The organism is Pseudomonas sp. B10 (genome assembly GCF_900156235.1).
Taxonomy (GTDB): domain Bacteria; phylum Pseudomonadota; class Gammaproteobacteria; order Pseudomonadales; family Pseudomonadaceae; genus Aquipseudomonas; species Aquipseudomonas siliginis.
Genome location: NZ_LT707063.1, coordinates 4,857,793 through 4,883,945, shown reverse-complemented (window position 1 = coordinate 4,883,945; position 26,153 = coordinate 4,857,793). Strand labels below are relative to the sequence as shown.

The window sequence follows — 26,153 nt, the reverse complement described above, 5'->3', positions numbered from 1 at the left end:
CCGCTGGCGCCGCCGGCCACACTTCTGTACGTCAGCAAAACTCGCCGGTACACTGCTCCGTCATTTCCAGTCATAGCAACCGACAACGGCCAACCATGCGCACCAGTCAATTTTTGCTCGCCACACAGAAAGAAACGCCTTCCGACGCGGTCGTGATCAGCCACCAGCTGATGCTGCGCGCCGGCATGATCCGCAAGCTTGCCTCGGGCCTGTACACCTGGCTGCCGATGGGCCTGCGAGTCATGCGCAAGGTCGAAGCCATCGTTCGCGAAGAGATGAACGCTGCCGGTTCTCTGGAAGTGTTGATGCCGAGCACCCAACCGGCCGAGCTGTGGCAGGAATCGGGGCGCTGGGAAGAATACGGCCCTGAGCTGCTGCGCATCAAAGACCGCCACGGTCGTGATTTCTGCGCGGGCCCGACCCACGAAGAAGTGATCACCGATCTGATGCGCAACGAGTTGAGCAGCTACAAACAGCTGCCAATCAACCTGTACCAGATCCAGACCAAATTCCGTGACGAAATCCGCCCGCGCTTCGGTTTGATGCGCGGCCGCGAATTCATCATGAAGGACGCCTACTCCTTCCACGCCGATCAGGCGTCGCTGCAGATCACCTACGACCGCATGCATGAAGCCTACTGCAACATCTTCACGCGTCTGGGTCTGAAATTCCGTCCGGTAGAAGCCGACAACGGCTCGATCGGCGGCGCCGGTTCCCACGAATTCCACGTGCTGGCCGAGTCCGGCGAAGACGATATCGTCTTCAGCAACGGTTCCGACTACGCGGCGAACATCGAAAAAGCCGAAGCGGTGCCACGGGAAACCTCGCGCCCTGCGCCAACCGAAGAACTGCGTCTGGTCGACACGCCGGACACCAAAACCATCGCCGCCCTGGTGGAAAAATTCAATCTGCCGATTGAAAAGACCATCAAGACCCTGATCGTGCACGCCGAAGAAGAAGGCAAGCTGATCGCGCTGGTGATTCGTGGCGACCACGAACTGAACGAAATCAAGGCTGCCAACCAGCCTGGCGTGGCCAGTCCACTGGTGATGGCCTCCGATGCCGAACTGCGTGACGCGATCGGCGCCGGCGCCGGCTCGCTCGGCCCGCTGAACCTGCCGCTGCCGATCATCATCGACCGCTCGGTGGCGATGATGAGCGACTTCGGTATTGGCGCGAACATCGACGACAAGCACTACTTCGGCGTGAACTGGGAGCGCGATCTGCCGGTTCCGACCGTTGCCGACCTGCGCAACGTCGTCGCTGGCGACCCAAGCCCGGACGGCAAAGGCACGCTGGAAATCAAGCGCGGCATCGAAGTCGGACACATCTTCCAGCTGGGCAACAAGTACAGCAAGGCGATGAAGTGCGAAGTGCTGGGCGAAAACGGCAAGCCGGTGACCCTGGAAATGGGTTGCTACGGCATTGGCGTTTCCCGCGTGGTCGCCGCAGCGATTGAGCAGAACAACGACGCCAACGGCATTATCTGGAGCGACACCCTGGCGCCGTTCCAGATCGCTCTGGTACCGCTGCGCTATGAAACCGAGCAGGTGCGCGAAGCCACCGACAAGCTGTACGCCGAACTGACGGCGGCCGGCTTCGAAGTGCTGCTGGACGATCGCGACAAGAAAACCAGCCCGGGCATCAAGTTTGCGGACATGGAGCTGATCGGCATTCCACACCGGATCGTGGTCAGCGACCGCGGCCTCGCCGAAGGCAACCTGGAATACAAGAGTCGTTCCGAAGCAGAGGCGCAAGCACTGCCGGTGGCCGATGTTGTGTCCTTCCTTCAGGCCCGTATCCGCCGCTGAAACCAGATAGAGACGTCATGTTCAAGCGAAACACCTTAGGCCTCGGTGGCGCCGCCCTGTGCGGCGCCCTGCTGATCAGCGGCTGCGCCAATCACATGTCGCAACGCAGCGAGCACGAAGAGCGGGTCGAGCGAAAGTTGCTCGATCACAGCCTGCAGATCGATGTCGGCGAGCCCAAGGTGCTCGAGCTGCCGCAGCGACGCGTGAAGATCAACGAGCAGAAGACTTTCGAGGTCACCGAGTTCGAGGTCACCCGTCGTTACGACCGCTACACGCCTTACCAACCCTGGCGCGAAGTCTACGAGATTCCGCTGGGGGCGGTGGCCGTGGTCGGTGGTGTCGGTGCGAACGTGGTCAACGTGTTCGCTCTCGGTAACCTGCCGGACAGCGTCACCAAGGATTGGCTGAGCTACGGTTTTGCCGGGCTCAACCCGTTCATGAACGTGCAGTCCAATGGTCGCGCGCAGCAGAACCTCGCGGGCATCGACGAAGTCCAGCGCGACAAGCGCACGGAGTATTCGAGCCTGCCGTGGAGCGAACGACCGGTGCAGGTCAAGGCCGGCAAGCAGACATTCGACATGACCACCGACCGCAACGGCGTGCTGCGCTTGAATCTGCTCGACAGCCCTTTCGCCGAACATGACCTCAACCATGTTGGCCGCTTGCAGATCAGTGTCGAAGACGCCAAGGACGATGTGCACTCCGACTCGACCCTGATGCTCAGCCGCCACCTGCGCGGCAAGTTGATTGAGGCGCACGGGCTGATTTATGACGATCTGGAAGATGACGAGCTTAGCCAGTGGGTACACCGGGTCAAACGCCTGTCGGAGCTGGGTCTGGAAGAAGAAGCCAGCGAACTGGAACAGAGCCTGATCGAACTGACCCGCAATGATCCTGAGTTGCAGACTGAGTTTCTCAAGTCTCTGGCCAAGGATGCCGGGCGCCTGGTGGCTGATCCGGGACCGAATTAAAGCTTAGAAGCTTCGCGAGCAGGCTCGCTCCCACAAGGGATTTGTGAACGACAAAGATCCAATGTGGGAGCGAGCCTGCTCGCGAAGAGGCCCTGCCAGGCACCGCGAATCTACCGCTCAAACAACTCCATCTGCTCAAACCCGCCGCGCAAATCCTCCAGTCTCACTCCCACCCCCAACAGCCGCACCGGCTTGCCGCCGCGGTTGAACGCCTGCGTCAGCATCAACTGATAACTGCCCAGGTCGCGCCCTGCCCCAGCCTGCTCCAGCGTGGTCTGGGTGAAATCATGAAATTTGACTTTGACGAACGGCTTGCCCGGTCGATAACTGCTGTCGATCCGCGCCATGCGGGTTTTCAGGGTATCGAGCAGCTCGGGCAATTTGTCCAGGCAGCTGCGCAAGTCCGGCAGATCAACGTCGTAGGTGTTTTCCACGCTGATCGACTGACGGCGGCTGTCGTTGTGCACCAGACGGTCATCGATCCCACGAGCCAGATTCCACAAGCGCTCGCCGAAACTGCCGAATTCGCGCACCAGCGCCAGCCTGCCCCACTCGCGCAGATGCTGGCAGTCAACGATGCCGAGCTTGCCGAGCTTGTCGGCGGTGACCTTGCCGACGCCGTGCAGCTTGCTCACCGGCAGACCACTGACGAACTCCTCGACCTGATCCGGGGTGATCACGAACAAGCCGTTGGGTTTTTTCCAGTCGCTGGCGATCTTCGCCAGAAACTTGTTTGGCGCAACGCCTGCGGAAACGGTGATGTGCAATTGGTTGGAGACCCGGCGGCGAATGTCCTGGGCGATGCGCGTGGCGCTGCCGCCGAAATGCGCGCTGTCGGACACATCCAGATAGGCCTCGTCCAGCGAAAGCGGCTCGATCAGGTCGGTGTAGTCGGCAAAGATCGTATGAATTTCTTTCGAAGCTTCGCGATAAGCCTCCATGCGCGGCTTGACGATGGTCAGGTCCGGGCACAATTTCAACGCGTGACCGGACGCCATGGCCGAGCGCACACCATAGGCGCGCGCTTCATAGTTGCAGGTGGCGATCACCCCGCGCCGATCCGCCGAACCACCCACCGCCAACGGCTTGCCGGCCAGACGCGGATCATCGCGCATCTCGATGGCGGCGTAGAAACAGTCACAGTCGATGTGGATGATTTTTCGCTGGGTCATGTCGGAAAAAGACAACGTGGCAAGCCGGAGCGGCAGTATCTCATTGGTACCTGTATATAGCACCAGTGGTTGAATGTTCTTTTCCGACCGTAGGAGATTTCCGATGAATTTATTTTTTCAATCACAGATCAGCGCGCAATAGAGCTGAAAGCCTTGCGCCGCTTGCCCTGCGCACCGGTCGCCCGCCCGGAAAAGACGCTAAGCGCTTGAACCTCAACAGATTTATCCAGATCGGCGGTTGACACACTCGCGAACCTCTGTAGAATGCCGCCACACAGACGCGGGATGGAGCAGTCTGGTAGCTCGTCGGGCTCATAACCCGAAGGTCGTCGGTTCAAATCCGGCTCCCGCAACCAAACATCAGAAAAGGCTACTCGAAAGAGTGGCCTTTTTTGTGCGCGTCTGTTTTGCAAACGGGCGCCCTGCTCAATCGCTGGCGAAACGGCAATTTTTTGCATTTCCGAAACTTACGCATCACCTGCGACCGTTTGCCGCGATTTCGCAGTTATTTGGCCCATTCCGGGATTAGCGGTTGACACCTCGTCGTTCGCCTGTAGAATGCCGCCACACAGACGCGGGATGGAGCAGTCTGGTAGCTCGTCGGGCTCATAACCCGAAGGTCGTCGGTTCAAATCCGGCTCCCGCAACCAAACATCAAAAAAGGCTACTCGAAAGAGTGGCCTTTTTTGTATCTGTTGAAAAAGTCCTTTCGCAACAATGATCTGTCACTGTGCAGTGAACCGCTGGGGATCATCAGAACCACTGACTTGCGACTATGCTTGAGTCGCAGACAGGGTTTCTGCAATCCAGGAACTGCCCTCGCCGATGCCCGACGAGAGGCGTAGTATTTTGTGATTATTTTTTTCTACAGGGATTGGTAACTTGGCTGGATACCTCCATCCTGTCGCGCACAATCCAAGAGGTGATTGATGCGCGCCAACTCGTCTGATCCACAAGACACCGTTACAGCAGAACAACCGATCAAACCCGAGCGTTTGCGCTGGCTGGATCGATTAAGCAAATACCGTCAGCCGATCGGTCTGGCCGTCACGTTGCTGCTGTTTGCCATTGCCCTGATTGCCTGCCGCCATCTGCTCGCCGAACTCGATCTCGACGCGCTGCATGACTCGATTCTGGACGTGCCCAAACCTGCCCTGCTCGGCGCCATCGGTGCGACCGTGGTCGGGTTCATCATTCTGCTCGGCTATGAATGGTCGGCCAGCCGCTACGCTGGTGTGAAACTGCCGCCGCGCACCCTCGCGCTCGGCGGTTTCACCGCATTTGCGATTGGCAATGCGATCGGCCTGTCGCTGCTGTCCGGCGGCTCGGTTCGTTATCGTTTATATGCGCGACTGGGCGTCGGTGCGTCGGAAGTCGCGCACATGACCTTGTTCGCCAGCCTCTCGCTGGGCTGCGCCTTGCCGCCACTGGCAGCGCTGGCCACCCTGAGCAACCTGCCCGCCGCCTCGCAAGCGCTGGGGCTGTCCGAATTCTTGCTGGGCTCGGTCGCCGCTGCCGTATTGATCCTCGGTGCTGTGCTGGCAATCGGCATCTATCGCCGTCGTCTGCCGGAACAACCCTACCCCGACAATCTGCTGGTCCGTGCCGGGCGGCGGACATTGCGCCTGCCGGGTCGACGCCTGACCTTCCTGCAACTGGTGATCACCGCCCTCGATGTCGCGGCTGCCGCCACCGTTCTGTATCTGCTGCTGCCGGAAGCGCCGCCGTTTGCGCCGTTCCTGCTGGTGTATCTGCTGGCACTGGCTGCGGGCGTGCTCAGTCACGTTCCGGGCGGCGTTGGTGTGTTCGAGGCGATTCTGCTCGCCGCGTTTGCCGACAAGCTTGGCGCCGCACCGCTGGCCGCTGCCCTGCTGCTGTATCGCCTGATCTACGTGGTGCTGCCGCTGCTGGTCGCTTGCGTACTACTGCTGATCAACGAAGGCCAGCGCCTGTTTCAATCCCAGACCATGCGCGCGGCGTCCGGTCTGGCTGCGCCGGTGCTGGCGGTGCTGGTGTTTCTGTCTGGCGTGGTGCTGCTGTTTTCCGGCGCGACCCCGGAAATCGACACGCGCCTGGAGCACATCGGTTTTCTGATCCCGCATCGTCTGGTCGATGCCTCGCACTTCGGCGCCAGCCTGATTGGCGTTTTGTGTCTGTTGCTCGCCCAAGGTCTGCGCCGACGCCTGTCGGCGGCGTGGATGCTGACCACCATTCTGCTGCTGGTCGGCGCCCTGCTCTCGCTACTCAAAGGCTTCGACTGGGAAGAAGCCACGCTGATGACGTTTACGGCCGCGCTGCTCGGCGTGTTCCGCCGCTCCTTCTACCGCCCGAGCCGTTTGACCGAACTGCCGTTTTCGCCGCTGTATCTGGTCGCCAGTCTCTGCGTGCTGGGCGCTTCGGCCTGGTTGCTGCTGTTTGCCTATCAGGACGTACCCTACAGCCATCAGCTGTGGTGGCAGTTCACCCTCGATGCTGACGCGCCGCGCGGTCTGCGCTCGCTGCTCGGTGCGGCGGTGTTGCTGGTGATCATCTCGCTGACCTGGCTGCTGCGCACCGCGCGCCCGGTGATTCATTTGCCGACGCCGGACGAACTGGATCGCGCGGCGAAAATCCTCATGGCCTCGTCGCAACCCGACGGCGGCCTCGCGCTGACCGGTGACAAGGCGTTGCTGTTTCATCCCAACGACGAGGCGTTCCTGATGTACGCCCGCCGTGGCCGCAGTCTGGTGGCGCTGTACGACCCGATCGGGCCGGGCCAGCAACGTGCGGAAATGATCTGGCAGTTCCGCGATCTCTGCGACATCCACCATACGCGCCCGGTTTTCTATCAGGTACGTGCGGAGAACCTGCCGTACTACATGGACATCGGCCTGACTGCGATCAAGCTCGGCGAAGAAGCCCGGGTCGATCTGCAACGCTTCGATCTGGAAGCCAAGGGCAAGGAGATGAAGGACCTGCGCTACACCTGGAACCGTGGCACCCGCGATGGACTGTCGCTGGAAATCCATGAGCCGGGGCAGGCGCCGATGGACGAGCTGAAAGTGATTTCCGATGCCTGGCTGACCGGCAAGAACGTGCGCGAGAAAGGCTTCTCCCTTGGCCGTTTCAGCGACGATTACCTGAAGCATTTCCGCATTGCGGTGATTCGCTTCGAAGGCCGCCCGGTAGCGTTCGCCAATCTGCTCGAGACCTACAGCCACGACCTGGCCAGTCTCGACCTGATGCGCGCGCACCCGGAAGCGCCGAAGCTGACCATGGAATTCATGATGGTCGGCCTGATTCAACACTATAAGAGTCACGGATACGCGCGCTTCAGCCTGGGCATGGTGCCGTTGTCGGGGCTGCAACCCCGGCGCGGCGCACCGCTGACCCAGCGCCTGGGCTCGATGGTCTTCCGCCGTGGTGAGCAGCTGTACAACTTCCAAGGTTTGCGCCGCTTCAAAGACAAGTTCCAGCCCGACTGGGAACCCCGTTATATGGCCGTGCCCGCCGGACTCGATCCGCTCGTGGCGCTGGCCGACACTGCTGCCCTGATCGCGGGCGGCTTGACTGGATTGGTGAAACGCTGATGATTCAACGCTCCCTGAAGTACATCCTGGCCGCCCTGCTGGTATTGGCCGTGATTGCCGGCGGCGGTTACTGGTACCTCAAACGTCCGGCACCGGAACCGACCGTCGAACAACTGAAACCCGCCGATGGCACGGCCATGACCCGCGTGATCCCCGGCAACAAGCCGAAGGCTCAGGTACTGGTGGCCGTCACCGACGAACAGAAGCTTTCCGAGAAACAACTGACCACCCTCAGCCGCAGCGCCTCGGCGCAGATCGTTCAGGTGATTCTGCCCAAGGACTGCCTGCTGCAAAGCCGCGCCCTGCAATCAGGCCTGCGCGAACTGAATGGCCCGGCCACCCTGGTCAGCGGCATCGGCCCAGGCGCTGTGCTGGCATGGCGCTGGCTGGCGGAACAGAAAGACGATAAGGCCCAGGCCATCTCCGTCGACTTGGCTCTGGAAAAACCCGGCTGCACCCACCTGTTGCCGAAATCTGCCGCCCACGGCCACTGGCTGGTGGCGTGGAACGACAACCCGGACGACGCCAGCGCGGGCTTCGTGCGCGATCAGCCGAACGCCGAGACAAGCATCAGCGACTACGACATCAACCTGCCGCAAGTGCTGAACAACGAACTGCGCAAAATCCTCGTCGGCGGCGACAAGGCCAACGGCGGCCTGGCGATCCCGGTCGTGGAAGTGCCGGCCGGTCAGGCCAACGACACCGTGACCCTGTTCCTCTCCGGCGATGGCGGCTGGCGCGACCTCGACCGCGACGTGGCGGGCGAAATGGCCAAGATCGGTTTCCCGGTGGTCGGCATCGATACCTTGCGCTACTACTGGCAGCACAAAAGCCCGGAACAAAGCGCGCTCGACCTCACCGAACTGATGCAGCACTACCGGCAGAAATGGGGCACCAAACGCTTCATCCTCACCGGCTATTCGTTCGGCGCTGACGTACTCCCGGCGATCTACAACCGCCTGCCAGAGAACGAACAGCAGCGCGTCGACGCGATCATCCTGCTCGCCTTCGCCCGCACCGGCAGCTTCGAAATCGAAGTCGAAGGCTGGCTCGGCAACGCCGGCAAAGAAGCCGCCACCGGCCCGGAAATGGCCAAGCTGCCGGCGGCCAAGGTTGTGTGCATTTATGGTGAAGAAGAGACGGATGAGAGTGGCTGCACCGACAAGACTGCTGTTGGTGAAGCGGTGAAACTGCCTGGCGGGCATCACTTTGATGAAAACTACCCGGCGCTGGCCAAGCGCTTGGTGGATTTGATCCAGAAGCGTCAGAGCAAGGATTCGGTCGCCGAAGAGTGATCTGAAGCGCATCCACAAAAAGCCCCCGCAACTTCGCAGTTACGGGGGCTTTTTACATCCCAACAGCCACCAAAATCCCTGTGGGAGCGAGCCTGCTCGCGAAAGCGGTGGGTCAGTTTACAGATTCGTCGACTGACACTACGCATTCGCGAGCAGGCTCGCTCCTACAAGGGATGGCGCTGGATTCAGACAGCTCATCAGCCTTGCGGGCCAAGCTGAACATCTATCCACGTGACATCATCGTCGCCAACGCTAAAGTCGCTATCCGGCGCCGCCAACAAAATGCTTTGCTGGGCTTGCGTCAAGTCCGCCCAGAAGCCATCAGTGACAAATACCAAGCGCTCAACAGCCTCCAGTGCACAACAAACAAAGTCAGGGTTCGGAACCCGATTGATCTTTAGGCATCGCGTTACTGAATTTCGAGCTGGATCTTGCGCCAACTCACAGTGCGAACGGTCGCGCCGCCAATTGGCCTTGCAATGAGGTGGCGTAATCCACTCGATGGCTCCCGCCAGTGTTGCAATCCCGCATGAACAGTCACCTTCGTATGCAACGGTGAGTCGGTCATGAGCGACCAAGCCAATCAGGTAACAGATGGCTCCCGTCTGATCAGCAGGCAACGACGCATGAAAATCCGCCAGTATTGAAGCCAATAGACGCTCAACAGTTCCGGGGTCTGCAGGATAGTCCCCCAGCTCCATCCGTGTGGAATGAGCCGCCAACATGCCGCTTACGAAGCTTTCAGCCAGCTGTCCACTGCCGCGCCTGGAAGTGCCATCCGCGACAACAAAAAAACCACCGTCCCCCTCACAGGTCGCTCCGGCATAGTCATTATTTGCCCTGCTGGCTTGCCCAGTGATTGATCGGGAGTGGTATCTCATGCGTTGGCCAGCGCTTTCATACGCCTGTGAATAATCTGTCCTCTACCCGGATTCGCCTGCACCGAGCCTGAACTTTCGATCACGTAGCCAACCCCATCGAGCGCCATCAGCTTGTGGATTCCCTCTGTGATGAACGCCTTGAGGTCCTTGTCAGTCTGGCGCACCTCCTCCAACAGCTCAGGCCGACCATCGATCAAGATGATCATGTCCTCGACATCCTTGTGATAAGGATCACCATTTCCCCGACCGGCGAAAGCTTCCAGTTTCGTCGCGAGAAAATACGTGGGCTGGAATATCTGGATGACAGTGCCGCTGGGCAAGGTGAATTTATCCGCACTCGCCAGCCCCTCGACGAACCAGCGGTTGGCATAGCCGAGTACTGCAGGGTCGGAAGGCATGACATCCACAACAACGTCATTGAAGCGAAAACGACAATTGACCTCGTCCTCACCGGTGATCTTGAATCCCTTGGCAGCCAGCCGTTCAGTGAGTTGGTTCCAGGCGCTGATACCGGCCAACTCGATCACTAAATCAACGTCATCAGTGAAACGAATGTCGTCCAGCACGGCTGTATCTGTAACCAGCATGGCAGTTGTGCAACCGCCAACAAAAGCAACTTCGGCGAGAAACGCCTCGCCCAAGCCTTCAGCCACGAACTCAATAAGTTCGTAGTTGTGATCCGCGTTTGACGACATGTTATTTAAGCCCCATCCCTGCCTTCAGAATACTGATTGCCACACCACACTCACGCGGACCACCCAGACGGATTGCATCAGCGAGCGCCAGATAGTGGTAAAGGATCCGGTCTTTTTTCACCGCTTCCGGCACTGTTTTGTAAAGCGGCTCTATCGCTTGGCCTCGCTCGGTTCCCTGCGCATCCGGCCAGACCGGAATCAAACCACCCGCACTCTTGATGCTTTTGGACAGCGCAGGCGCCGCAAAGCCTGTGGGTATGCCACGAACCATCGCGCCAGGCTTGACCGGGAAGAAGTACTTCAGCGCGTACTCGGTAATTTTCAGCAGTTCCCGGCGGTGCACTTTGGCAAGCCCGGTGTCGTAGTCATGGATGAGCAATCCGGATTCCCGGCATCGGGCGAGAGCATTTGAGACTTCGCTTTTGCTCAGTCCGAGAGAGGCAGACAGCGCACGCAGAGAGTACCGATCGCTCCAACTTGTCAGCGGTGGATCAGATGCTGGTTCCGCCCATCCCTCCCAGCCTGGCCCATCAGCGAAAGGCGAATCGAGTTCGCTGCGATGGAAGATTGTGTCTTCCCCATCAGTGGAGTAGGTGACCAATGGCTTCCCCACACTCTCCCCTGCGGTCATTGGGCTGACGACATAAGGCCTGAGCAGCTCTTCGACCCTGTCCGAATTCGATTCGGCCTCCATCTCCCCCAAGAGGTTCTCTTCCTGAGCGTGGAGACTGGCCATCTTGAACAAAAGTAAAATGTCTTGACTCTTCATTTAGCTCAAAACCTCAAGTGTCCACATTCCATAAAACGTGGACACTTGTCTCACTGCCGATGCCGGGTCGTCAAGCCCTTGGGTCGATCACTAATCGCTGCATACCTTGCCCGCATATCGTCATGGCTGATTGCGCGGACCAAATCAAAGATGAGCAATCGTTCACTGGTCTTCTTCTCGATCCGAAGCTCCTCTGGTTCATCCTGTACTTCTTGTTCCGCTGATGCCGTCATACGAACCTGAATGCTGTGCACACGTCGGTTCGTACGTGACGTTTAGTATCGTTTACTTCCAGTCTCGCAATATCAGATGACGCCCACAGACCTTGTAGGCAAACTCCGAAACTCGTGTTCGGGCGCTTTGCCGCTCTATTGCGCTGTTTTTCGACGGGATACTCTCCGGACGTCGCTGACCCATTCAGCGATCGGGTGTGGTAACCCGGTTAGGCAAAGTGCAACAGTGCCTCCATCACGACATCAGGCGTTCTTTTACGCCTGTAATTTACTGTCATGGCAGCTGTACGTGGGAGACCTTCGGGTCTGCCGGTTTCTTTGCTCTCCCGGTTTACCACCCTGCGTACAGCTGCCACCCATTCGTGTGGTAACGAATGCGGCAGCTCCTCGTTTTAGGGAGCAAAACAATGAGCAAAGAAACTCCGTCAACGCCTTCAGACCTTACAACCATCGGCTTCACCCCTTTCCTCTATAACGCGGATCAAGCGTTCTTCAACGTCCGCGCCGGCATCCCGATCATCGATGCCTTGTCCCAATCCTCCGACCTGCTATCCCTCGCCAAATCCTTCGCCGAGGATGCTGCTTTCATCAGAGACACCGATCGCCATGCCTGGGCCGCGCATTACCTGACGGTGATGGGCAAAGCCTTGATTGATGATGTGATCCAAGCGCTGATCCCACGACCTGCGCGGACGAAGACTGAATCTGAAAAAGAATTACCTGATAGCCCCTAACACCGCAGACCCTTGAGGGAGCGAGCCTGCTCGCGAATGCGGTGGTTCAGCCACCACATGCTTCGACTGGCACTAAGCCTTCGCGAGCAGGCTCGCTCCCACAGGGGATATACGATGGATTGAAAGTTTATGTGCAGGCACAAAAAAGCCCCCGCAAACCACAAGGCTGACGGGGGCTCTTTCTATAACGCGAAGTTACATCTCCACCTGCGTCCCCAACTCGATCACTCGGTTCAACGGCAGATTGAAGAACCGCAAATTGCCATTGGCATTCTTCAACATGAACGCAAACAACGCCTCACGCCAACGCGCCATCCCCTCGAGTTTCGAGGCAATCACCGTTTCCCGGCTAAGGAAGTAGGTGGTGCGCATCGGGCTGAAGTCCAGATCATCCAGATGACACAGCTTCAACGCCTGCGGCACGTCGGGCTCGTCGGTGAAGCCGAAGTGCAGGATCACCCGGAAGAAGCCCTCTCCGTGCGCTTCGACCTCGAAGCGCCGCGATGGCGGCACACGGGGGATGTCTTCGTAGACCACCGTCAGCAACACCACTTGCTCATGCAGCACCTGGTTATGCAGCAGGTTGTGCAAAAGCGCATGCGGCACGGCGTCGGAGCGGGCGGTGAGGAACACCGCTGTGCCCTGTACGCGATGCGGCGGTTGCACGCGGATGCTGCTGATGAAGATCGGCAGCGGCAGCGCGCCTTCGTCGAGGCGTTCGACCAGCAGCTGTTTGCCCCGCTTCCAGGTGGTCATCAGCACGAACAGGGCGATACCGGCGATCACCGGGAAAGCGCCGCCCTGAACGATCTTCGGTACGTTGGCGGCGAAATACAGACCATCCACCAACAGGAAGCCGATCAACACCGGCACCGCAAGGATCGGTGGCCATTTCCACAGCAGCAACATCACGGCGGACACCAGAATGGTAGTCATCAGCATGGTGCCGGTCACCGCCACGCCGTAGGCCGAAGCCAGTGCGCCTGAGGATTCGAAGCCCAGCACCAGCAGGACCACGCCGACCATCAGCGCCCAGTTCACCGCGCCGATGTAGATCTGGCCTTGCTCATCGCTGGAGGTGTGCTGGATGTACATGCGCGGTATGTAACCGAGCTGGATCGCCTGACGGGTCAGGGAGAACGCACCGGAAATCACCGCTTGCGAAGCGATCACCGTGGCTAGGGTCGAAAGGCCGACCAGCGGAATCAGCGCCCAGCTCGGCGCCAGCAGATAAAACGGGTTACGCGCGGCGTCCGGGTTTTCCAGCAGCAGTGCGCCCTGGCCGAAGTAATTCAGCACCAGCGCCGGCAGCACCAGCAGAAACCAGGCGCGGGCGATCGGCTTGCGGCCGAAGTGGCCCATGTCAGCGTACAGCGCTTCCGCGCCGGTCAGCGCCAGCACTACCGCGCCGAGGATCGCTACGCCCATGCCTGGGTGCACGACGAAAAAATTCACCGCCCACATCGGGTTCAGCGCGTGCAGCACTTCCGGGGTGTGGCTGATGCCGTACACACCGAGGGCGCCGAGGACGAGGAACCAGGTGACCATGATCGGCCCGAACAGAATGCCGATCCGCGCGGTGCCGTGGCGCTGGATCAGAAACAGCGCGACCAGCACCACCAGCGACAGCGGCACAACCCAGTGATCGATGCCTTCAAACGCCAGGCCGAGACCTTCGATCGCCGACAGCACCGAAATGGCCGGGGTGATCATGCTGTCGCCATAGAACAGCGCCGCGCCGATCAGCCCGCACACCACCAACAGCGTGCGCAGGCGCTTGCGCCCCGCCGCTGCCCGCCGTGCCAGCGCCGTCAGGGCCATGATGCCGCCCTCGCCCTGGTTGTCGGCGCGCAGGACGAACATCATGTACTTGATCGAGACCACCCAGATCAGCGACCAGAAGATCAACGACAGAATGCCCAGCACACCGTCGTGATTGACCGGCACACCGTAACCGCCGGAAAACACTTCCTTGAGGGTGTACAACGGGCTCGTGCCGATGTCGCCATAAACCACCCCGACTGCCGCGACCAGCATGCTCAGCGGTCTGCTTGCCGAACCCTCGGCGCCCGCCGCATGACTACTTGCCTGACCCATCCAACACTCCTGATCTCGATACCGGCTTCTTTGAAGGAAGCACTATGCTTTGAGTTGCAGCATGCGCTGTTTTACCTGTTGTTACAGACCAATGATTGACTGCACGAAATCGGTAAAGCTCAACGGCGCGAAGCATAGCGCAGCACTCGTCGTATTTCCCCGTATAAAGCTGGTCAAGTGCGTTGCCCGCCGCTAGAATTGCGCACTTTTTGATCAGAGGCGCATCTCAAGCGCCCATCCGTCAGCTGCCGCGCGTGGCCAGCGACGTCACAAAACACCGAGGTTAGACATGTCCACCACTCCTGCGCCGGCCAATCCAAAGGTTGGCTTTGTATCTCTGGGTTGCCCGAAAGCACTGGTCGACTCCGAGCGCATCCTGACCCAGCTGCGCATGGAAGGCTATGACGTGGTGTCCACCTATCAGGACGCCGACGTCGTGGTGGTCAACACCTGCGGCTTCATCGATTCGGCCAAGGCCGAGTCGCTGGAAGTGATCGGTGAAGCGATCAAGGAAAATGGCAAGGTCATCGTCACCGGTTGCATGGGCGTGGAAGAAGGCAACATCCGCGACGTACACCCGAGCGTGCTGGCCGTGACCGGTCCGCAGCAGTACGAGCAAGTGGTCAACGCCGTGCACGAAGTGGTGCCGCCGCGTCAGGATCACAACCCGCTGATCGACCTGGTGCCGCCGCAAGGCATCAAGCTGACCCCACGCCACTACGCCTACCTGAAGATTTCCGAAGGCTGCAACCACAGCTGCTCGTTCTGCATCATCCCGTCGATGCGCGGCAAACTGGTCAGCCGTCCGGTTGGCGATGTGCTTGACGAGGCGCAGCGCCTGGTCAAATCCGGCGTTAAAGAGCTGTTGGTGATCTCGCAAGACACCAGCGCTTACGGCGTTGATGTGAAATATCGCACCGGTTTCTGGAACGGCGCGCCGGTGAAAACCCGCATGACCGAGCTTTGCGAAGCGTTGAGCACCTTGGGCGTCTGGGTCCGTCTGCACTATGTTTACCCGTACCCGCACGTCGACGAGCTGATCCCGCTGATGGCCGCCGGCAAGATCCTGCCGTACCTGGATATCCCGTTCCAGCACGCCAGCCCGAAAGTCCTGAAGTCGATGAAACGCCCGGCGTTCGAAGACAAGACCCTGGCGCGCATCAAGAACTGGCGCGAAATCTGCCCGGACCTGATCATCCGTTCGACCTTCATCGTCGGCTTCCCGGGCGAGACCGAAGAGGATTTCCAGTACTTGCTCAACTGGCTGACCGAAGCCCAGCTCGACCGCGTCGGCTGCTTCCAGTACTCGCCGGTCGATGGCGCTCCGGCCAACGATCTGGATCTGGAAGTGGTACCGGACGACGTCAAGCAGGATCGTTGGGAGCGCTTCATGGCGCACCAGCAGGCGATCAGCTCGGCACGCCTGCAAATGCGCATCGGTCGTGAGATTGAAGTGCTGGTGGACGAGGTTGACGAACAAGGCGCGGTTGGCCGTTGCTTCTTCGACGCCCCGGAAATCGATGGCAACGTGTTTATCGACAATGGCAGCAACCTGAAGCCGGGCGACAAGGTCTGGTGCAAGGTGACTGACGCCGACGAATACGACCTGTGGGCTGAGCAGATCTAAGCACCGCAAAATACCTGTGGGAGCGAGCCTGCTCGCGAATGCGCTGGGTCAGTCGCTGTAAATATTGCCTGACACAATGCCTTCGCGAGCAGGCTCGCTCCCACAGGGGGATAGCGCTGTATTCAAAAGCCCCGCTCTTTTACGAGATGCGGGGCTTTTTTGCGGCTATCGTTTAGCGGGGGACGGACTCCCTTGAACCGCACAAGAGGCACACGCACATGCGTCAGCATTCGGTCATCCACACACCGAAAATCAGCGATTACGAAGAACTGACCCGGGTCTGGGAGGCCTCGGTCCGTGCGACTCACCAGTTCTTGCCGGACAGTTACATCGAGCTGCTGCGCAATCTGGTGCTCACCCGCTATCTCGATGCGGTGATGTTGATCTGCACCAAGGACTGCCAGCAGCGCATCACCGGTTTTGCCGGTGTGGCGGCGGGCAAGATTGAAATGCTGTTCATCGATCCTGATCATCGTGGTCAAGGCTTGGGCAAGCAGTTGCTGCGCTATGCGATCGAACGGCTCAACGCCGATGAACTCGACGTCAATGAGCAGAACCCGCAAGCCTTGGGTTTTTATGAAAAGCAGGGATTTGAAGTGATCGGCCGCTCCGAGGTCGATGGCATGGGCCAGCCGTATCCGCTGCTGCATATGCGCTTGCGGCAAAACCAGCAGCGCGCGAATCATGCCTGACACCACATAGAACCCTGTGGGAGCTGGCTTGCCAGCGATGCAGACGCCGCGGTGACCAACAAATGCCAAGGCGATGCCATCGCTGGCAAGCCAGCTCCCACAGGCAAAGCGACCATCCAGTAAATGGAACCGGGCTTAACCGCTTCCACACAGGTACAATGCCCACCCCTTTTTTGTTACGGCCCCGTCATGACTGACCCGATTCGCCTCTCCAAACGCCTCATCGAACTGGTCGGTTGCTCCCGCCGGGAGGCCGAGCTGTTCATCGAGGGCGGCTGGGTCACCGTGGACGGCGAAGTCATCGATGAGCCGCAATTCAAGGTCGGCGAGCAAAAGGTCGAGCTCGACAAGGACGCCAAGGCCACTGCGCCGGAGCCGGTGACCATCCTGCTCAACGCGCCCGCCGGCATGGATGTCGACAGCGCCATGCAAACGCTCAGCGCCGAAACTCTCAGCGAAGAGCATCGCTACGGCAAGCGTCCGTTGCGCGGGCATTTCCTGCGCCTGACCGCCAGCGCCGACCTGCAGCCCAAGGCCAGCGGCCTGCTGGTGTTCACCCAGGACTGGAAAATCCTGCGCAAGCTCACCGCCGACGCAGCGAAGATCGAGCAGGAATACATCGTTGAAGTCGAAGGTGAGATGGCTGCCCACGGCCTCAACCGTTTGCAGCATGGCCTGACCCACAAGGGCAAAGAGCTGCCGCCGGTCAAGGCCAGTTGGCAGAACGAAAACCGCCTGCGCTTCGCCATGAAAAACCCGCAGCCGGGAATCATCGCGCAGTTCTGCGAAGCGGTCGGCCTGAAGGTCATCGGCATCCGTCGTATCCGCATCGGCGGCGTGTCGATCGGCAAAGTCCCGCTCGGCCAGTGGCGCTACCTGTCCGGCAAAGAGAAGTTCTAGAACTTCCACTGCCACCACACATTTCGGCAGTGCTTACGAGCGCTGCCCACAACGCATCAGGAATACCGAGATGGTTCATAACGACGTACTGCGCAGCGTGCGCTACATGCTCGACATCAGCGACAAGAAAGTTGTCGAGATCATCAAACTGGGCGGCATGGACGTCACGCTCGCCGATGTCATCACCTGGCTCGACAAGAAAGAAGAAGACGAAGAAGGCTTCGTACGCTGCCCGGACGAAGTCATCGCGCACTTCCTCGACGGCCTGGTGATCTTCAAGCGCGGCAAGGACGAAAGCCGTCCGCCGCAACCGATCGAAGTGCCGGTGACCAACAACATCATCCTGAAAAAACTGCGCGTGGCCTTCGAACTGAAAGAAGACGACATGCACGCGATTCTTAAAGCAGCCGAGTTTCCGGTATCCAAGCCTGAACTGAGCGCGCTGTTCCGCAAGGTCGGCCACACCAACTACCGTCCGTGTGGTGACCAGTTGCTGCGTAACTTCCTCAAAGGGCTCACGCTGCGCGTGAGAGCCTGAAAACAGCTGCAAGCTGCAAGCTACAAGCGGCAAGGCGGAGCACGGTGTTTGACTTGCCGCTTGTAGCTTGCAGCTCGAAGCTGGCCGCATGGCCTAGAGTGTACTGATCCCCTAATCTTCAGGACTCGCCATGCATCCCTACTTCTCCCTGCAAGGCCGCACCGCTCTGGTGACTGGCGGCACCCGTGGTATCGGCAAGATGATCGCCAAGGCCTTCGTCGAGGCCGGCGCCCATGTCTACGTGTGCTCGCGCGACGTTGAAGCCTGCCATCAAACCGCCGAAGAACTCGGCGCCATGGGCATTTGCCACGGCGTGGCGGCAAATCTGGCGACCGAGGAAGGCGTGAGGGAACTGGCCGCGCGTCTGGGTGAGCAGATCACTCATCTGGACATTCTGGTGAACAATGCCGGCACCACGTGGGGCGCGCCGCTGGAGAGTTATCCGGTCAAGGGCTGGGAAAAGGTCATGCAGCTCAACGTGACGTCGGTGTTCAGTTGCATCCAGCAGTTTCTGCCGTTGCTGCGCAAGGCCGGTTCGGCGGCGAATCCGGCGCGGATCATCAATATCGGTTCGGTGGCGGGAATTTCTTCGTTTGGCGAGCAGGCTTACGCCTATGGGCCGAGCAAGGCCGCTCTGCATCAGTTGTCGCGCATTCTGGCGCGAGAACTGGTGAGCCAGCACATCAACGTCAACGTGATTGCGCCGGGTCGCTTTCCGAGCAAGATGACCCAGCATATTGGTAATGATGAACAGGCGTTGGCTGAGGATACGGCGCTGATTCCGATGAAGCGCTGGGGGCGTGAGGAAGAGATGGCGGCGCTGGCGATCAGCCTGGCGAGTACGGCGGGGGCTTATATGACCGGGAATATCATTCCGCTGGATGGTGGCTTCAGCCTCTGACATCGGCGGTGTGACTATCGCTGGCAAGCCAGCTCCCACAGGGTTCTTTGGTGTTTGAACAATCCAGGTTCACTCAAAAACCTGTGGGAGCTGGCTTGCCAGCGATGGCGTCCGCCCTGTCACCACCAGACTTGAAGCGGGCCGGGTTATCATGCCCGCCCTACCCGCTTCGATCCCAAACCATGACTTACAGCGTTTCCCCCATCGGCTTCGTGCGCTCCTGCTTCAAGGAGAAGTTCGCCATCCCCCGCCAGCCACAACTGGCCCCGGCCGCCCGTGGCGTGCTGGAACTGGTCGCGCCGTTCGACCAGGGTGACGCCGTGCAGGGGCTGGAACAGGTCAGCCATGTGTGGCTGTTGTTTCTGTTCCACCAAGCCCTGGAAGACAAACCGCGCCTGAAAGTGCGCCCGCCCCGGCTGGGCGGCAACAAGTCGATGGGCGTGTTCGCCACCCGCGCCACGCACCGGCCGAACGGCATTGGCCAGTCGGTGGTGAAGCTTGACAGGGTCGAAGGTAATCGGCTTTTTATCTCCGGGATCGATCTGCTCGACGGCACGCCGGTGCTGGATATCAAACCGTACGTGCCGTACGCCGACATCATTCCCGGGGCAACCAATGACATCGCCAGCGCCGCGCCGCAGCTGATCGACGTGCAGTGGGCGGATTCAGCCTTGAAACAAGCGCACACCCACGCTCAGCGGCTTGAAGAGCCATTGGTTGAGCTGATTGAACAATGTCTGGCTCAGGATCCGCGCCCGGCGTATCAGACACCGGCACCGGAACGTGAATATGGCGCGCAGTTCTGGGATCTGGACGTGCGCTGGCATTACCCGACGCCCGAACAGATCCGCGTGCTGGAAGTCATCCCGGCCGGGGCATAAAGCCCGCAAACGAAAAAGCCCGCGCTGCCTTCTCAGGCAACGCGGGCTTTTACATTCAATACAAAATCACTGTGGGAGCGAGCCTGCTCGCGAAGGCGTCGTGTCATGCAACATCAAAGTAGATGACAGACCGCATTCGCGAGCAGGCTCACTCCTAAGGATATCGCAGGTTATTTTTCGACGAACGCACGCTCGATCAGGTAATCACCCGGCTCGCGCATCCGCGCCGAGATCTTCAGGCCGAAGCTGTCGAGCACTTCGCTGGTCTCGTCGAGCATGCTCGGGCTGCCGCAGATCATTGCGCGGTCGTCCTGCGGGTTGATCGGTGGCAGGCCGATGTCGCTGAACAGCTTGCCGCTGCGCATCAGGTCAGTCAGGCGGCCCTGATTCTCGAACGGCTCGCGGGTCACGGTCGGGTAGTAGATCAACTTGTCACGCAGCGCTTCGCCGAAGAATTCGTTCTGTGGCAAATGCTCGGTGATGAATTCGCGGTAAGCGACTTCGTTGACGTAGCGCACACCGTGAACCAGGATCACTTTCTCAAAGCGCTCGTAGGTTTCCGGGTCCTGAATCACGCTCATGAACGGCGCCAGACCGGTGCCGGTGCTCAGCAGGTACAGGTGCTTGCCCGGATTTAGGTCATCAAGAACCAGCGTGCCGGTAGGCTTCTTCGAGATGATGATCTCGTCGCCTTCCTTCAAGTGCTGCAGCTGGGAGGTCAGCGGACCGTCCTGCACTTTGATGCTGAAGAACTCGAGATGCTCTTCCCAGTTCGGGCTGGCGATCGAGTAAGCGCGCATAAGCGGGCGGCCATTGGGCTGTTGCAGGCCGATCATCACGAACTGACCGTTCTCGAAGCGCAGGCCCGGATCGCGGGTGCACTTGAAGCTGAACAGAGTGTCGTTCCAGTGATGAACACTGAGGACACGCTCGTGGTTCATGTTGCTCATGTACGTTTGACTCCTGGAGATTGGTCTGCGCGGCTCAATGAGGCTCAACGTGCGCAATTGCATCGCATTCTAATAGCGACGACAATATCTGTTAACTGGATTATTAAGATAAGGGTTATCGGTTATATCGATATGCGATTTACTCTCCGTCAACTGCAAGTCTTCGTCGCCGTCGCCCAGCAGGAAAGCGTATCCCGTGCTGCGGGTCTGCTCAACCTCTCGCAATCGGCGGCCAGCACTTCGATCACCGAGCTCGAGCGCCAGTCCAGCTGCCAACTGTTCGACCGCGCCGGCAAACGCCTGAGCCTCAACGCCCTCGGCAAACAACTGTTGCCGCAAGCGGTGGCCCTGCTCGACCAGGCCAAGGAAATCGAAGACCTGCTCAATGGCAAATCCGGGTTCGGCTCTCTATCAGTGGGGGCGACGCTGACTATTGGCAACTATCTGGCCACCCTGCTGATCGGCAGCTTCATGCAGCGCCACCCCGAAAGTCAGGTCAAGCTGCACGTGCAGAACACTGCCAATATCGTGCAGCAGGTCGCCCACTACGAAATTGATCTGGGTCTAATCGAAGGCGATTGCAGCCACCCGGACATCGAAGTGCAGAGTTGGGTCGAGGATGAGCTGGTGGTGTTTTGCGCGCCGCAGCATCCGTTGGCCAAACGTGGCAGTGCGACGATGGAAGAGCTGACTCATGAGGCATGGATTCTGCGGGAACAGGGTTCCGGCACGCGGCTAACCTTCGACCAAGCCATGCGTCACCATCGCAGCGCGCTGAATATTCGTCTCGAGCTGGAACACACCGAAGCGATCAAGCGCGCAGTGGAATCTGGCTTGGGGATTGGCTGCATTTCGCGGCTGGCGCTGCGCGATGCCTTCCGGCGCGGCAGTCTGGTGCCGGTGGAGACGCCGGATCTGGATCTGGCCCGGCAGTTCTATTTCATCTGGCACAAACAGAAGTACCAGACTTCAGCAATGCGCGAGTTTCTCGAGCTGTGCCGCGCTTTCACCGCCGGGGTGCAGCGCAGCGACGAGATCGTCTTGCCGACCATTGCTTAAAGCAGAATCACCGCCCACACCAGCCCGATCATGCTCAGCGCCACGAACTGCGCGGCGCTGCCCATGTCCTTGGCGTTCTTCGACAGCGGGTGCAATTCCAGCGAGATGCGGTCAATGGCCGCTTCCACCGCCGAATTGAGCAGCTCGACAATCAGCGCCAGCAAGCAAACCGCGATCAACACCGCCTGCTCGACCCGGCTGACATTGAGGAAGAACGTCAGCGGAATCAGCACCACGTTGAGCAGCACCAATTGACGGAACGCCGCTTCGCCGGTGAAGGCAGCGCGCAGGCCATCGAGCGAATAGCCGGACGCGTTGAGGATGCGTTTCAGGCCGGTCTGGCCCTTGAAAGGTGACATAAGAAAAAAACCAGCCAAAAAGGTGTGGGGAAGCTAGATCAACGAAAGTCAAAAAAGCGTGAAACCGCCAGCCATCACTGGCTGGGAATTGACTCAAGTTGTTGCAGCAGTAAAGCCGCTTGCGTGCGAGTGCGCACGTTCAATTTGCGAAAGATCGCCGTGACGTGGGCCTTGATGGTCGCTTCCGACACGCTCAGCTCATAAGCGATCTGCTTGTTCAGCAGACCTTCGCAGACCATGGTCAGCACGCGGAACTGTTGCGGCGTCAGGCTGGCGAGGCCATCACTGGCAGCTTTCGCCTCATCCGACACGCTGACTGCTTCGAACGCTTGCGGCGGCCAGAACACGTCGCCATCGAGCACCTTGCGCACCGCTTCCTGAATCACGCTCAGATCGCTGGACTTGGGAATGAAACCACTGGCGCCGAACTCGCGGGACTTGACCATCACCGAAGCTTCTTCCTGGGCAGACACCATCACCACCGGAATCTGCGGATACTGCCCGCGCAGCAGCACCAGTCCGGAAAAACCATAGGCGCCGGGCATGTTCAGATCCAGCAGGACCAGATCCCAGTCAGCCTTCTCGGTCAGGCGGGCTTCCAGTTCGGCGATGCTCGCCACTTCCACCAGTCGCACGTCCGGGCCAAGGCCCAGCGTGACCGCTTGGTGCAGGGCGCTGCGAAACAGGGGGTGATCATCGGCAATCAGGATGTCGTATGTGGCCATTTTTCAAATGATCCTGTTTTTGATGGCAGACGCGGTAGATTCCGGTCTGGCCAAAGCAACTCGAGACAGCGCTTGGAAGCGATATCCACAGGGGCACGTTCGACGCCAATCAACAGCAAACACGGCGTCTCAAACCTTGGCCGCACCCTAATCGGCGCCAAGCATGCCCAGCGCAGCCGGGGTGGTCAAGCAAGATGGCCAGCGCTGCCGACAGTATGGGCCACTATCGGGCCAACTCCGGCTGCGGCTTTCGTATATAGGGCAGCAGCTCGGCGTGAGCGGGGGTTGATTCATTCATGTCCAGTTGCTGCTTGGCACCGAGGTAATGCTGGCTGAACACATCGAAATAGGCGTCCAGCGCCGAAGCGGCAGCGCTGTCACCGGCCAGCTCCAGGCACAACGCCGCAACTTCAGCGGTGCACAGGTGCTCGCTGCGGGTCGAACGGCGCAAGCGATAGCGCGAGAGTTTGTCGGGCAGCAGGCTGAGGATTGGCAAGCGGTCGAAATACGGACTCTTGCGAAAGATCTTGCGCGCCTCGGTCCAGGTCGCATCGAGCAAAATGAACAGCGGGCGCTTGCTGCTATCGACTGTCACCGTGTTGGTCACCCGCGACGGTTCGACATACTCACCCGGAAACACCAGGTACGGCTGCCACTGCGGATCGTTGAGCAGTGCAAGCATCTGCGGGTCGGGCTCGGTGCGTGACCAGATGAACGCATGGTTGTCGCGCACCACATCGGCAATCAGCCAACCGGTGTTGCTTGGCTTGAACACTTCCTTGCCGGTCATGATCAGGCACACGCCGGAACGGGTGTCGACGCTTGGCCGCCACGCGCACAGGCAATGACTGATGATGACCCGGCAATCGCGGCAACGCTCGGAGCGAAAGCCGCGCGCCTGAATCGGCTTGATACCTTCGTCCTCACGCTGATCGCGCAGGCGGGCCACGGCGTTGGGGGCATGGTTCATCGCAGGCAACACCGGCAGACAGGGAAACTCGACACGAACGACACTCGGCAGGGCAATAAAGGCCGGCAGTTTACCAGAGCGACGGCCACAAGCCTGTACCGTCCAGACCGGCTCCCCTATAATTCGCCGCCACTGAACGCACCGCCCCGTGACGGGTCGAAGCACCAGTCACCGAATCAGGAGAGTTTCATGCTGCGCCTTATCGTTCCCACCGCTGCCATTCTGCTGGCGTCGTCCTTTACCGCTCAGGCTGCGTCCCTGAGTGAGCAGAATCTGAACAGAGAGCTGCGCAACGTCGCCGCCCAAAGCAGCGTCGGCACGCCACGGGCGATCAATGAAGACATTCTTGATCAAGGCTACACCGTCGAAGGCACGCAGCTGATCAACCATCTGAGCGTGCAAAAGAGCCACGCCGACAAGATGCGCGCCGATCCCAAGGCTGTGTATTTCCAGTTGGGCGCGTCGGTGTGCAACAACCCGTCGTACCGCAAGCTGATGGCCAAGGGCGCGATCATGCGTTACGACTTCACCGAAGTGAAAACCAACAAAGCGATCGGCTCGGCCAGTTACCAGGAATCCGATTGCCCGAAAGCCGCGCCAGCGAAGAAGAAGTAATCAGCGCGAAGCCTTGGCGCGCCGCTGCTCATCCTCGGCGCGCAATTCCGCCACTAGCGCCTGCAGATAGCGCGACCGACGCTCGCCGCCGGCCAATCGTCGGCAGCACTCTTCTTCGAGACTCAATTGATGCGTCTCGGCCGACTCCTGCAACATTCGATACAGCTGCGTATCGATCTCCAGAACCACTCTGACCATGCATCCCGCCTCCTTGCCACCCACGAATCCTTGAATTGCCTGGCCTTGCGCAAACGCAAGGTTGTCTTGCGACGTCTGTATTTGAGTAAATCAGAGTGATGGCCCTTTGCGATACGTTCAGACGAGCGGCGATGGTTTGGCGCAAATCAGTAAGCGGTTGCCAGGCAAAACGTTACAGCGCACTGTTCAAGTCAGCGCGAATGCGTGCGAGGGTCTAGATTGAGAGTATTCCCGATCATTCGTTAACGGCAGAAATGGAACTGCCGGCCCTGTGTGTTTTTGCAGTGCGACCCGGACGCTGGTTGTCCGGGCTACCCGCTCTGTACAGAAGGAGACGTTGAATGCCTTATCAACCGAATGACCTCTTGAGCCGTCATTTTCAGGAAAGCGGCGACCTCATCAGCCAGGTCGAAGCCCAACTCAACCGTGTTTCCACCGACAGCCCGAACATCCCCATCTACCGCGACATGATCCTCACCGTGCTGCGCATGGCTCAGGAAGACCACAACCGCTGGAACGCCAAGATCACCCTGCAAGCCCTGCGTGAACTGGAGCAGGCGTTCCGCGTGCTCGAACAATTCAAGGGCCGGCGCAAAGTCACCGTGTTCGGCTCGGCACGTACGCCAGTGGAACATCCGCTATACGCGATGGCCCGCGAACTCGGCGCAGCGCTGACGCGTGCAGAGATGATGGTCATCACCGGCGCCGGCGGCGGCATCATGGCCGCCGCCCACGAAGGAGCCGGTCGAGATCACAGCTTGGGTTTCAACATCACCCTGCCCTTCGAACAACATGCCAACCCCACGGTCGACGGCACCGATAATCTGTTGCCATTCCACTTTTTCTTCACCCGAAAACTGTTCTTCGTCAAAGAGGCAGACGCGCTGGTACTGTGCCCGGGCGGTTTCGGCACCCTTGATGAAGCGCTGGAAGTGCTGACGCTGATTCAGACCGGCAAAAGCCCTTTGGTGCCGGTGGTGTTGCTGGATGTTCCGGGCGGGACGTTCTGGCAAGGCGCGCTGGACTTCATCCGCAATCAGCTGGAAGAAAACCGCTACATCCTGCCGACCGATATGAAGTTGATGCGACTGGTTTACAGCGTTGAAGACGCGGTGGACGAGATCAATCAGTTCTACAGCAACTTCCACTCCAGCCGCTGGCTCAAGCGGCAATTTGTAATTCGCATGAACCACAAGCTCAGCGACCAGGCACTGACGCAGATGCAGGAAGAGTTCACCGACCTGTGCCTGAGCGACGAGTTTCATCAACATGCCTACAGCGGCGAAGAACACGACGATGCGCAGTTCAGCCATCTGGTGCGGCTGGCGTTTGCCTTCAATGGCCGCACCCATGGTCGTCTGAGGGAGTTGGTGGACTTTATCAATCTGCCGGAAAACTGGGCCGATTCAAAACCGCCCACTGCACAACGCTCACGCGAGCCTTTCAACGTAATTTGAAGGCAAAAAAAAGGCCCGCTATTTTCTAAAAAATAGCGGGCCTTTTTTGTTGAA

General features: G+C 59.5%; 24 protein-coding genes and 2 tRNA genes. 16 read left to right on the top strand and 10 right to left on the bottom strand.

Going from position 1 to position 26,153, the window contains the following annotated elements; all coding sequences use genetic code 11:
- Positions 1 to 95: 95 nt before the first annotated feature.
- Entirely contained in the window at positions 96 to 1,811 is a 1,716-nt protein-coding gene (locus tag BXA01_RS22115) for a proline--tRNA ligase (RefSeq protein WP_024011894.1), read from the top strand.
- A 17-nt stretch (positions 1,812 to 1,828) separates the two neighbouring features.
- On the top strand, positions 1,829 to 2,782 hold the full coding sequence (locus BXA01_RS22110; protein WP_076566227.1) for a hypothetical protein: 954 nt from the start codon (positions 1,829 to 1,831) through the stop codon (positions 2,780 to 2,782).
- 110 nt (positions 2,783 to 2,892) lie between these two features.
- Here the strand turns inward: BXA01_RS22110 and dinB are convergent, their stop codons facing one another.
- Positions 2,893 to 3,954, bottom strand: a complete 1,062-nt coding sequence (gene dinB, locus BXA01_RS22105; protein WP_076567795.1) for a DNA polymerase IV — start codon at positions 3,952 to 3,954, stop codon at positions 2,893 to 2,895.
- Between the two features lie 279 nt (positions 3,955 to 4,233).
- Here dinB and BXA01_RS22100 point away from each other — a divergent pair.
- The 4 genes from BXA01_RS22100 (at position 4,234) to BXA01_RS22085 (ending at position 8,818) form a co-directional block, all read left to right on the top strand.
- A tRNA-Met gene (locus BXA01_RS22100) sits at positions 4,234 to 4,310 on the top strand.
- A gap of 217 nt (positions 4,311 to 4,527) precedes the next feature.
- Positions 4,528 to 4,604: transfer RNA gene (locus tag BXA01_RS22095), tRNA-Met, on the top strand.
- A gap of 279 nt (positions 4,605 to 4,883) precedes the next feature.
- Positions 4,884 to 7,523, top strand: a complete 2,640-nt coding sequence (gene mprF, locus BXA01_RS22090) for a bifunctional lysylphosphatidylglycerol flippase/synthetase MprF (protein WP_076566225.1) — start codon at positions 4,884 to 4,886, stop codon at positions 7,521 to 7,523.
- Complete coding sequence (locus BXA01_RS22085; protein ID WP_076566222.1) at positions 7,523 to 8,818, top strand: virulence factor family protein; 1,296 nt, start codon at positions 7,523 to 7,525, stop codon at positions 8,816 to 8,818. The genes mprF and BXA01_RS22085 overlap by 1 nt, the downstream gene beginning before the upstream one ends.
- 197 nt (positions 8,819 to 9,015) lie before the next feature.
- Here the strand turns inward: BXA01_RS22085 and BXA01_RS22080 are convergent, their stop codons facing one another.
- Genes BXA01_RS22080 through BXA01_RS22070 form a run of 3 tightly spaced genes read right to left on the bottom strand, consistent with a single transcriptional unit; the run spans position 9,016 to position 11,163 of the window.
- Positions 9,016 to 9,699: a serine/threonine protein phosphatase gene (locus BXA01_RS22080; protein ID WP_076566219.1), complete on the bottom strand. Its 684-nt coding sequence runs from the start codon at positions 9,697 to 9,699 to the stop codon at positions 9,016 to 9,018.
- The gene (locus BXA01_RS22075; RefSeq protein WP_076566216.1) at positions 9,696 to 10,394 is read right to left on the bottom strand and encodes a hypothetical protein; all 699 of its coding nucleotides are present in this window, start codon (positions 10,392 to 10,394) and stop codon (positions 9,696 to 9,698) included. Before BXA01_RS22075 ends, BXA01_RS22080 begins: the two co-directional genes overlap by 4 nt.
- A 1-nt stretch (position 10,395) precedes the next feature.
- Positions 10,396 to 11,163, bottom strand: coding sequence for a MarR family transcriptional regulator (locus BXA01_RS22070; RefSeq protein WP_076566213.1), 768 nt, complete (start codon positions 11,161 to 11,163; stop codon positions 10,396 to 10,398).
- A 640-nt stretch (positions 11,164 to 11,803) separates the two neighbouring features.
- Here BXA01_RS22070 and BXA01_RS22060 point away from each other — a divergent pair.
- Entirely contained in the window at positions 11,804 to 12,130 is a 327-nt protein-coding gene (locus BXA01_RS22060) for a DUF3077 domain-containing protein (RefSeq protein ID WP_076566209.1), read from the top strand.
- 195 nt (positions 12,131 to 12,325) lie between these two features.
- On the opposite strand, the gene BXA01_RS22055 is transcribed toward BXA01_RS22060, so the two are convergent.
- The gene (locus BXA01_RS22055) at positions 12,326 to 14,167 is read right to left on the bottom strand and encodes a potassium transporter Kup (RefSeq protein ID WP_373877939.1); all 1,842 of its coding nucleotides are present in this window, start codon (positions 14,165 to 14,167) and stop codon (positions 12,326 to 12,328) included.
- Positions 14,168 to 14,516: 349 nt separating this feature from the next.
- Between BXA01_RS22055 and rimO the strand changes: the two genes are divergently transcribed.
- The 6 genes from rimO (at position 14,517) to tsaA (ending at position 19,766) form a co-directional block, all read left to right on the top strand.
- Positions 14,517 to 15,854, top strand: coding sequence for a 30S ribosomal protein S12 methylthiotransferase RimO (gene rimO, locus BXA01_RS22050; protein ID WP_024011887.1), 1,338 nt, complete (start codon positions 14,517 to 14,519; stop codon positions 15,852 to 15,854).
- Positions 15,855 to 16,072: 218 nt separating this feature from the next.
- Entirely contained in the window at positions 16,073 to 16,546 is a 474-nt protein-coding gene (locus tag BXA01_RS22045; protein WP_076566203.1) for a GNAT family N-acetyltransferase, read from the top strand.
- Positions 16,547 to 16,735: 189 nt separating this feature from the next.
- A complete protein-coding gene (locus BXA01_RS22040; protein ID WP_076566200.1) occupies positions 16,736 to 17,446 on the top strand; it encodes an rRNA pseudouridine synthase in 711 nt (236 codons plus the stop codon).
- A gap of 70 nt (positions 17,447 to 17,516) precedes the next feature.
- Positions 17,517 to 17,984 (top strand): DUF1456 family protein, encoded by a 468-nt coding sequence (locus BXA01_RS22035; protein WP_016771408.1) that lies wholly within the window; start codon positions 17,517 to 17,519, stop codon positions 17,982 to 17,984.
- A 130-nt stretch (positions 17,985 to 18,114) separates the two neighbouring features.
- On the top strand, positions 18,115 to 18,885 hold the full coding sequence (locus tag BXA01_RS22030) for an SDR family oxidoreductase (RefSeq protein WP_076566197.1): 771 nt from the start codon (positions 18,115 to 18,117) through the stop codon (positions 18,883 to 18,885).
- Positions 18,886 to 19,067: 182 nt separating this feature from the next.
- On the top strand, positions 19,068 to 19,766 hold the full coding sequence (tsaA, locus tag BXA01_RS22025; RefSeq protein ID WP_076566194.1) for a tRNA (N6-threonylcarbamoyladenosine(37)-N6)-methyltransferase TrmO: 699 nt from the start codon (positions 19,068 to 19,070) through the stop codon (positions 19,764 to 19,766).
- A 170-nt stretch (positions 19,767 to 19,936) separates the two neighbouring features.
- Here tsaA and fpr read toward each other — a convergent pair whose 3' ends face one another.
- Positions 19,937 to 20,716 (bottom strand): ferredoxin-NADP reductase, encoded by a 780-nt coding sequence (fpr, locus tag BXA01_RS22020; protein WP_007908723.1) that lies wholly within the window; start codon positions 20,714 to 20,716, stop codon positions 19,937 to 19,939.
- Positions 20,717 to 20,848: 132 nt separating this feature from the next.
- Between fpr and BXA01_RS22015 the strand changes: the two genes are divergently transcribed.
- A complete protein-coding gene (locus BXA01_RS22015; RefSeq protein WP_024011881.1) occupies positions 20,849 to 21,775 on the top strand; it encodes a LysR family transcriptional regulator in 927 nt (308 codons plus the stop codon).
- On the opposite strand, the gene BXA01_RS22010 is transcribed toward BXA01_RS22015, so the two are convergent.
- The 3 genes from BXA01_RS22010 to BXA01_RS22000 all read right to left on the bottom strand — a co-directional run bounded on the left by BXA01_RS22010 (position 21,772) and on the right by BXA01_RS22000 (position 23,829).
- Positions 21,772 to 22,134 carry a diacylglycerol kinase gene (locus BXA01_RS22010; RefSeq protein ID WP_016771411.1) on the bottom strand — a complete coding sequence of 121 codons (363 nt, stop codon included), beginning with the start codon at positions 22,132 to 22,134 and terminating at the stop codon, positions 21,772 to 21,774. The two genes, BXA01_RS22015 and BXA01_RS22010, sit on opposite strands and share 4 nt — an antisense overlap.
- 74 nt (positions 22,135 to 22,208) lie before the next feature.
- On the bottom strand, positions 22,209 to 22,859 hold the full coding sequence (gene erdR, locus BXA01_RS22005; protein ID WP_016771412.1) for a response regulator transcription factor ErdR: 651 nt from the start codon (positions 22,857 to 22,859) through the stop codon (positions 22,209 to 22,211).
- 223 nt (positions 22,860 to 23,082) lie between these two features.
- On the bottom strand, positions 23,083 to 23,829 hold the full coding sequence (locus tag BXA01_RS22000) for a tRNA-uridine aminocarboxypropyltransferase (RefSeq protein ID WP_076566191.1): 747 nt from the start codon (positions 23,827 to 23,829) through the stop codon (positions 23,083 to 23,085).
- A gap of 189 nt (positions 23,830 to 24,018) precedes the next feature.
- Between BXA01_RS22000 and BXA01_RS21995 the strand changes: the two genes are divergently transcribed.
- On the top strand, positions 24,019 to 24,444 hold the full coding sequence (locus BXA01_RS21995) for a PA3611 family quorum-sensing-regulated virulence factor (protein WP_007908738.1): 426 nt from the start codon (positions 24,019 to 24,021) through the stop codon (positions 24,442 to 24,444).
- On the opposite strand, the gene BXA01_RS21990 is transcribed toward BXA01_RS21995, so the two are convergent.
- The gene (locus BXA01_RS21990; protein WP_016770569.1) at positions 24,445 to 24,642 is read right to left on the bottom strand and encodes a hypothetical protein; all 198 of its coding nucleotides are present in this window, start codon (positions 24,640 to 24,642) and stop codon (positions 24,445 to 24,447) included.
- Between the two features lie 341 nt (positions 24,643 to 24,983).
- Here BXA01_RS21990 and BXA01_RS21985 point away from each other — a divergent pair, with 341 nt between their 5' ends.
- Positions 24,984 to 26,099, top strand: coding sequence for a TIGR00730 family Rossman fold protein (locus BXA01_RS21985; protein ID WP_076566188.1), 1,116 nt, complete (start codon positions 24,984 to 24,986; stop codon positions 26,097 to 26,099).
- Positions 26,100 to 26,153 lie beyond the last annotated feature (54 nt).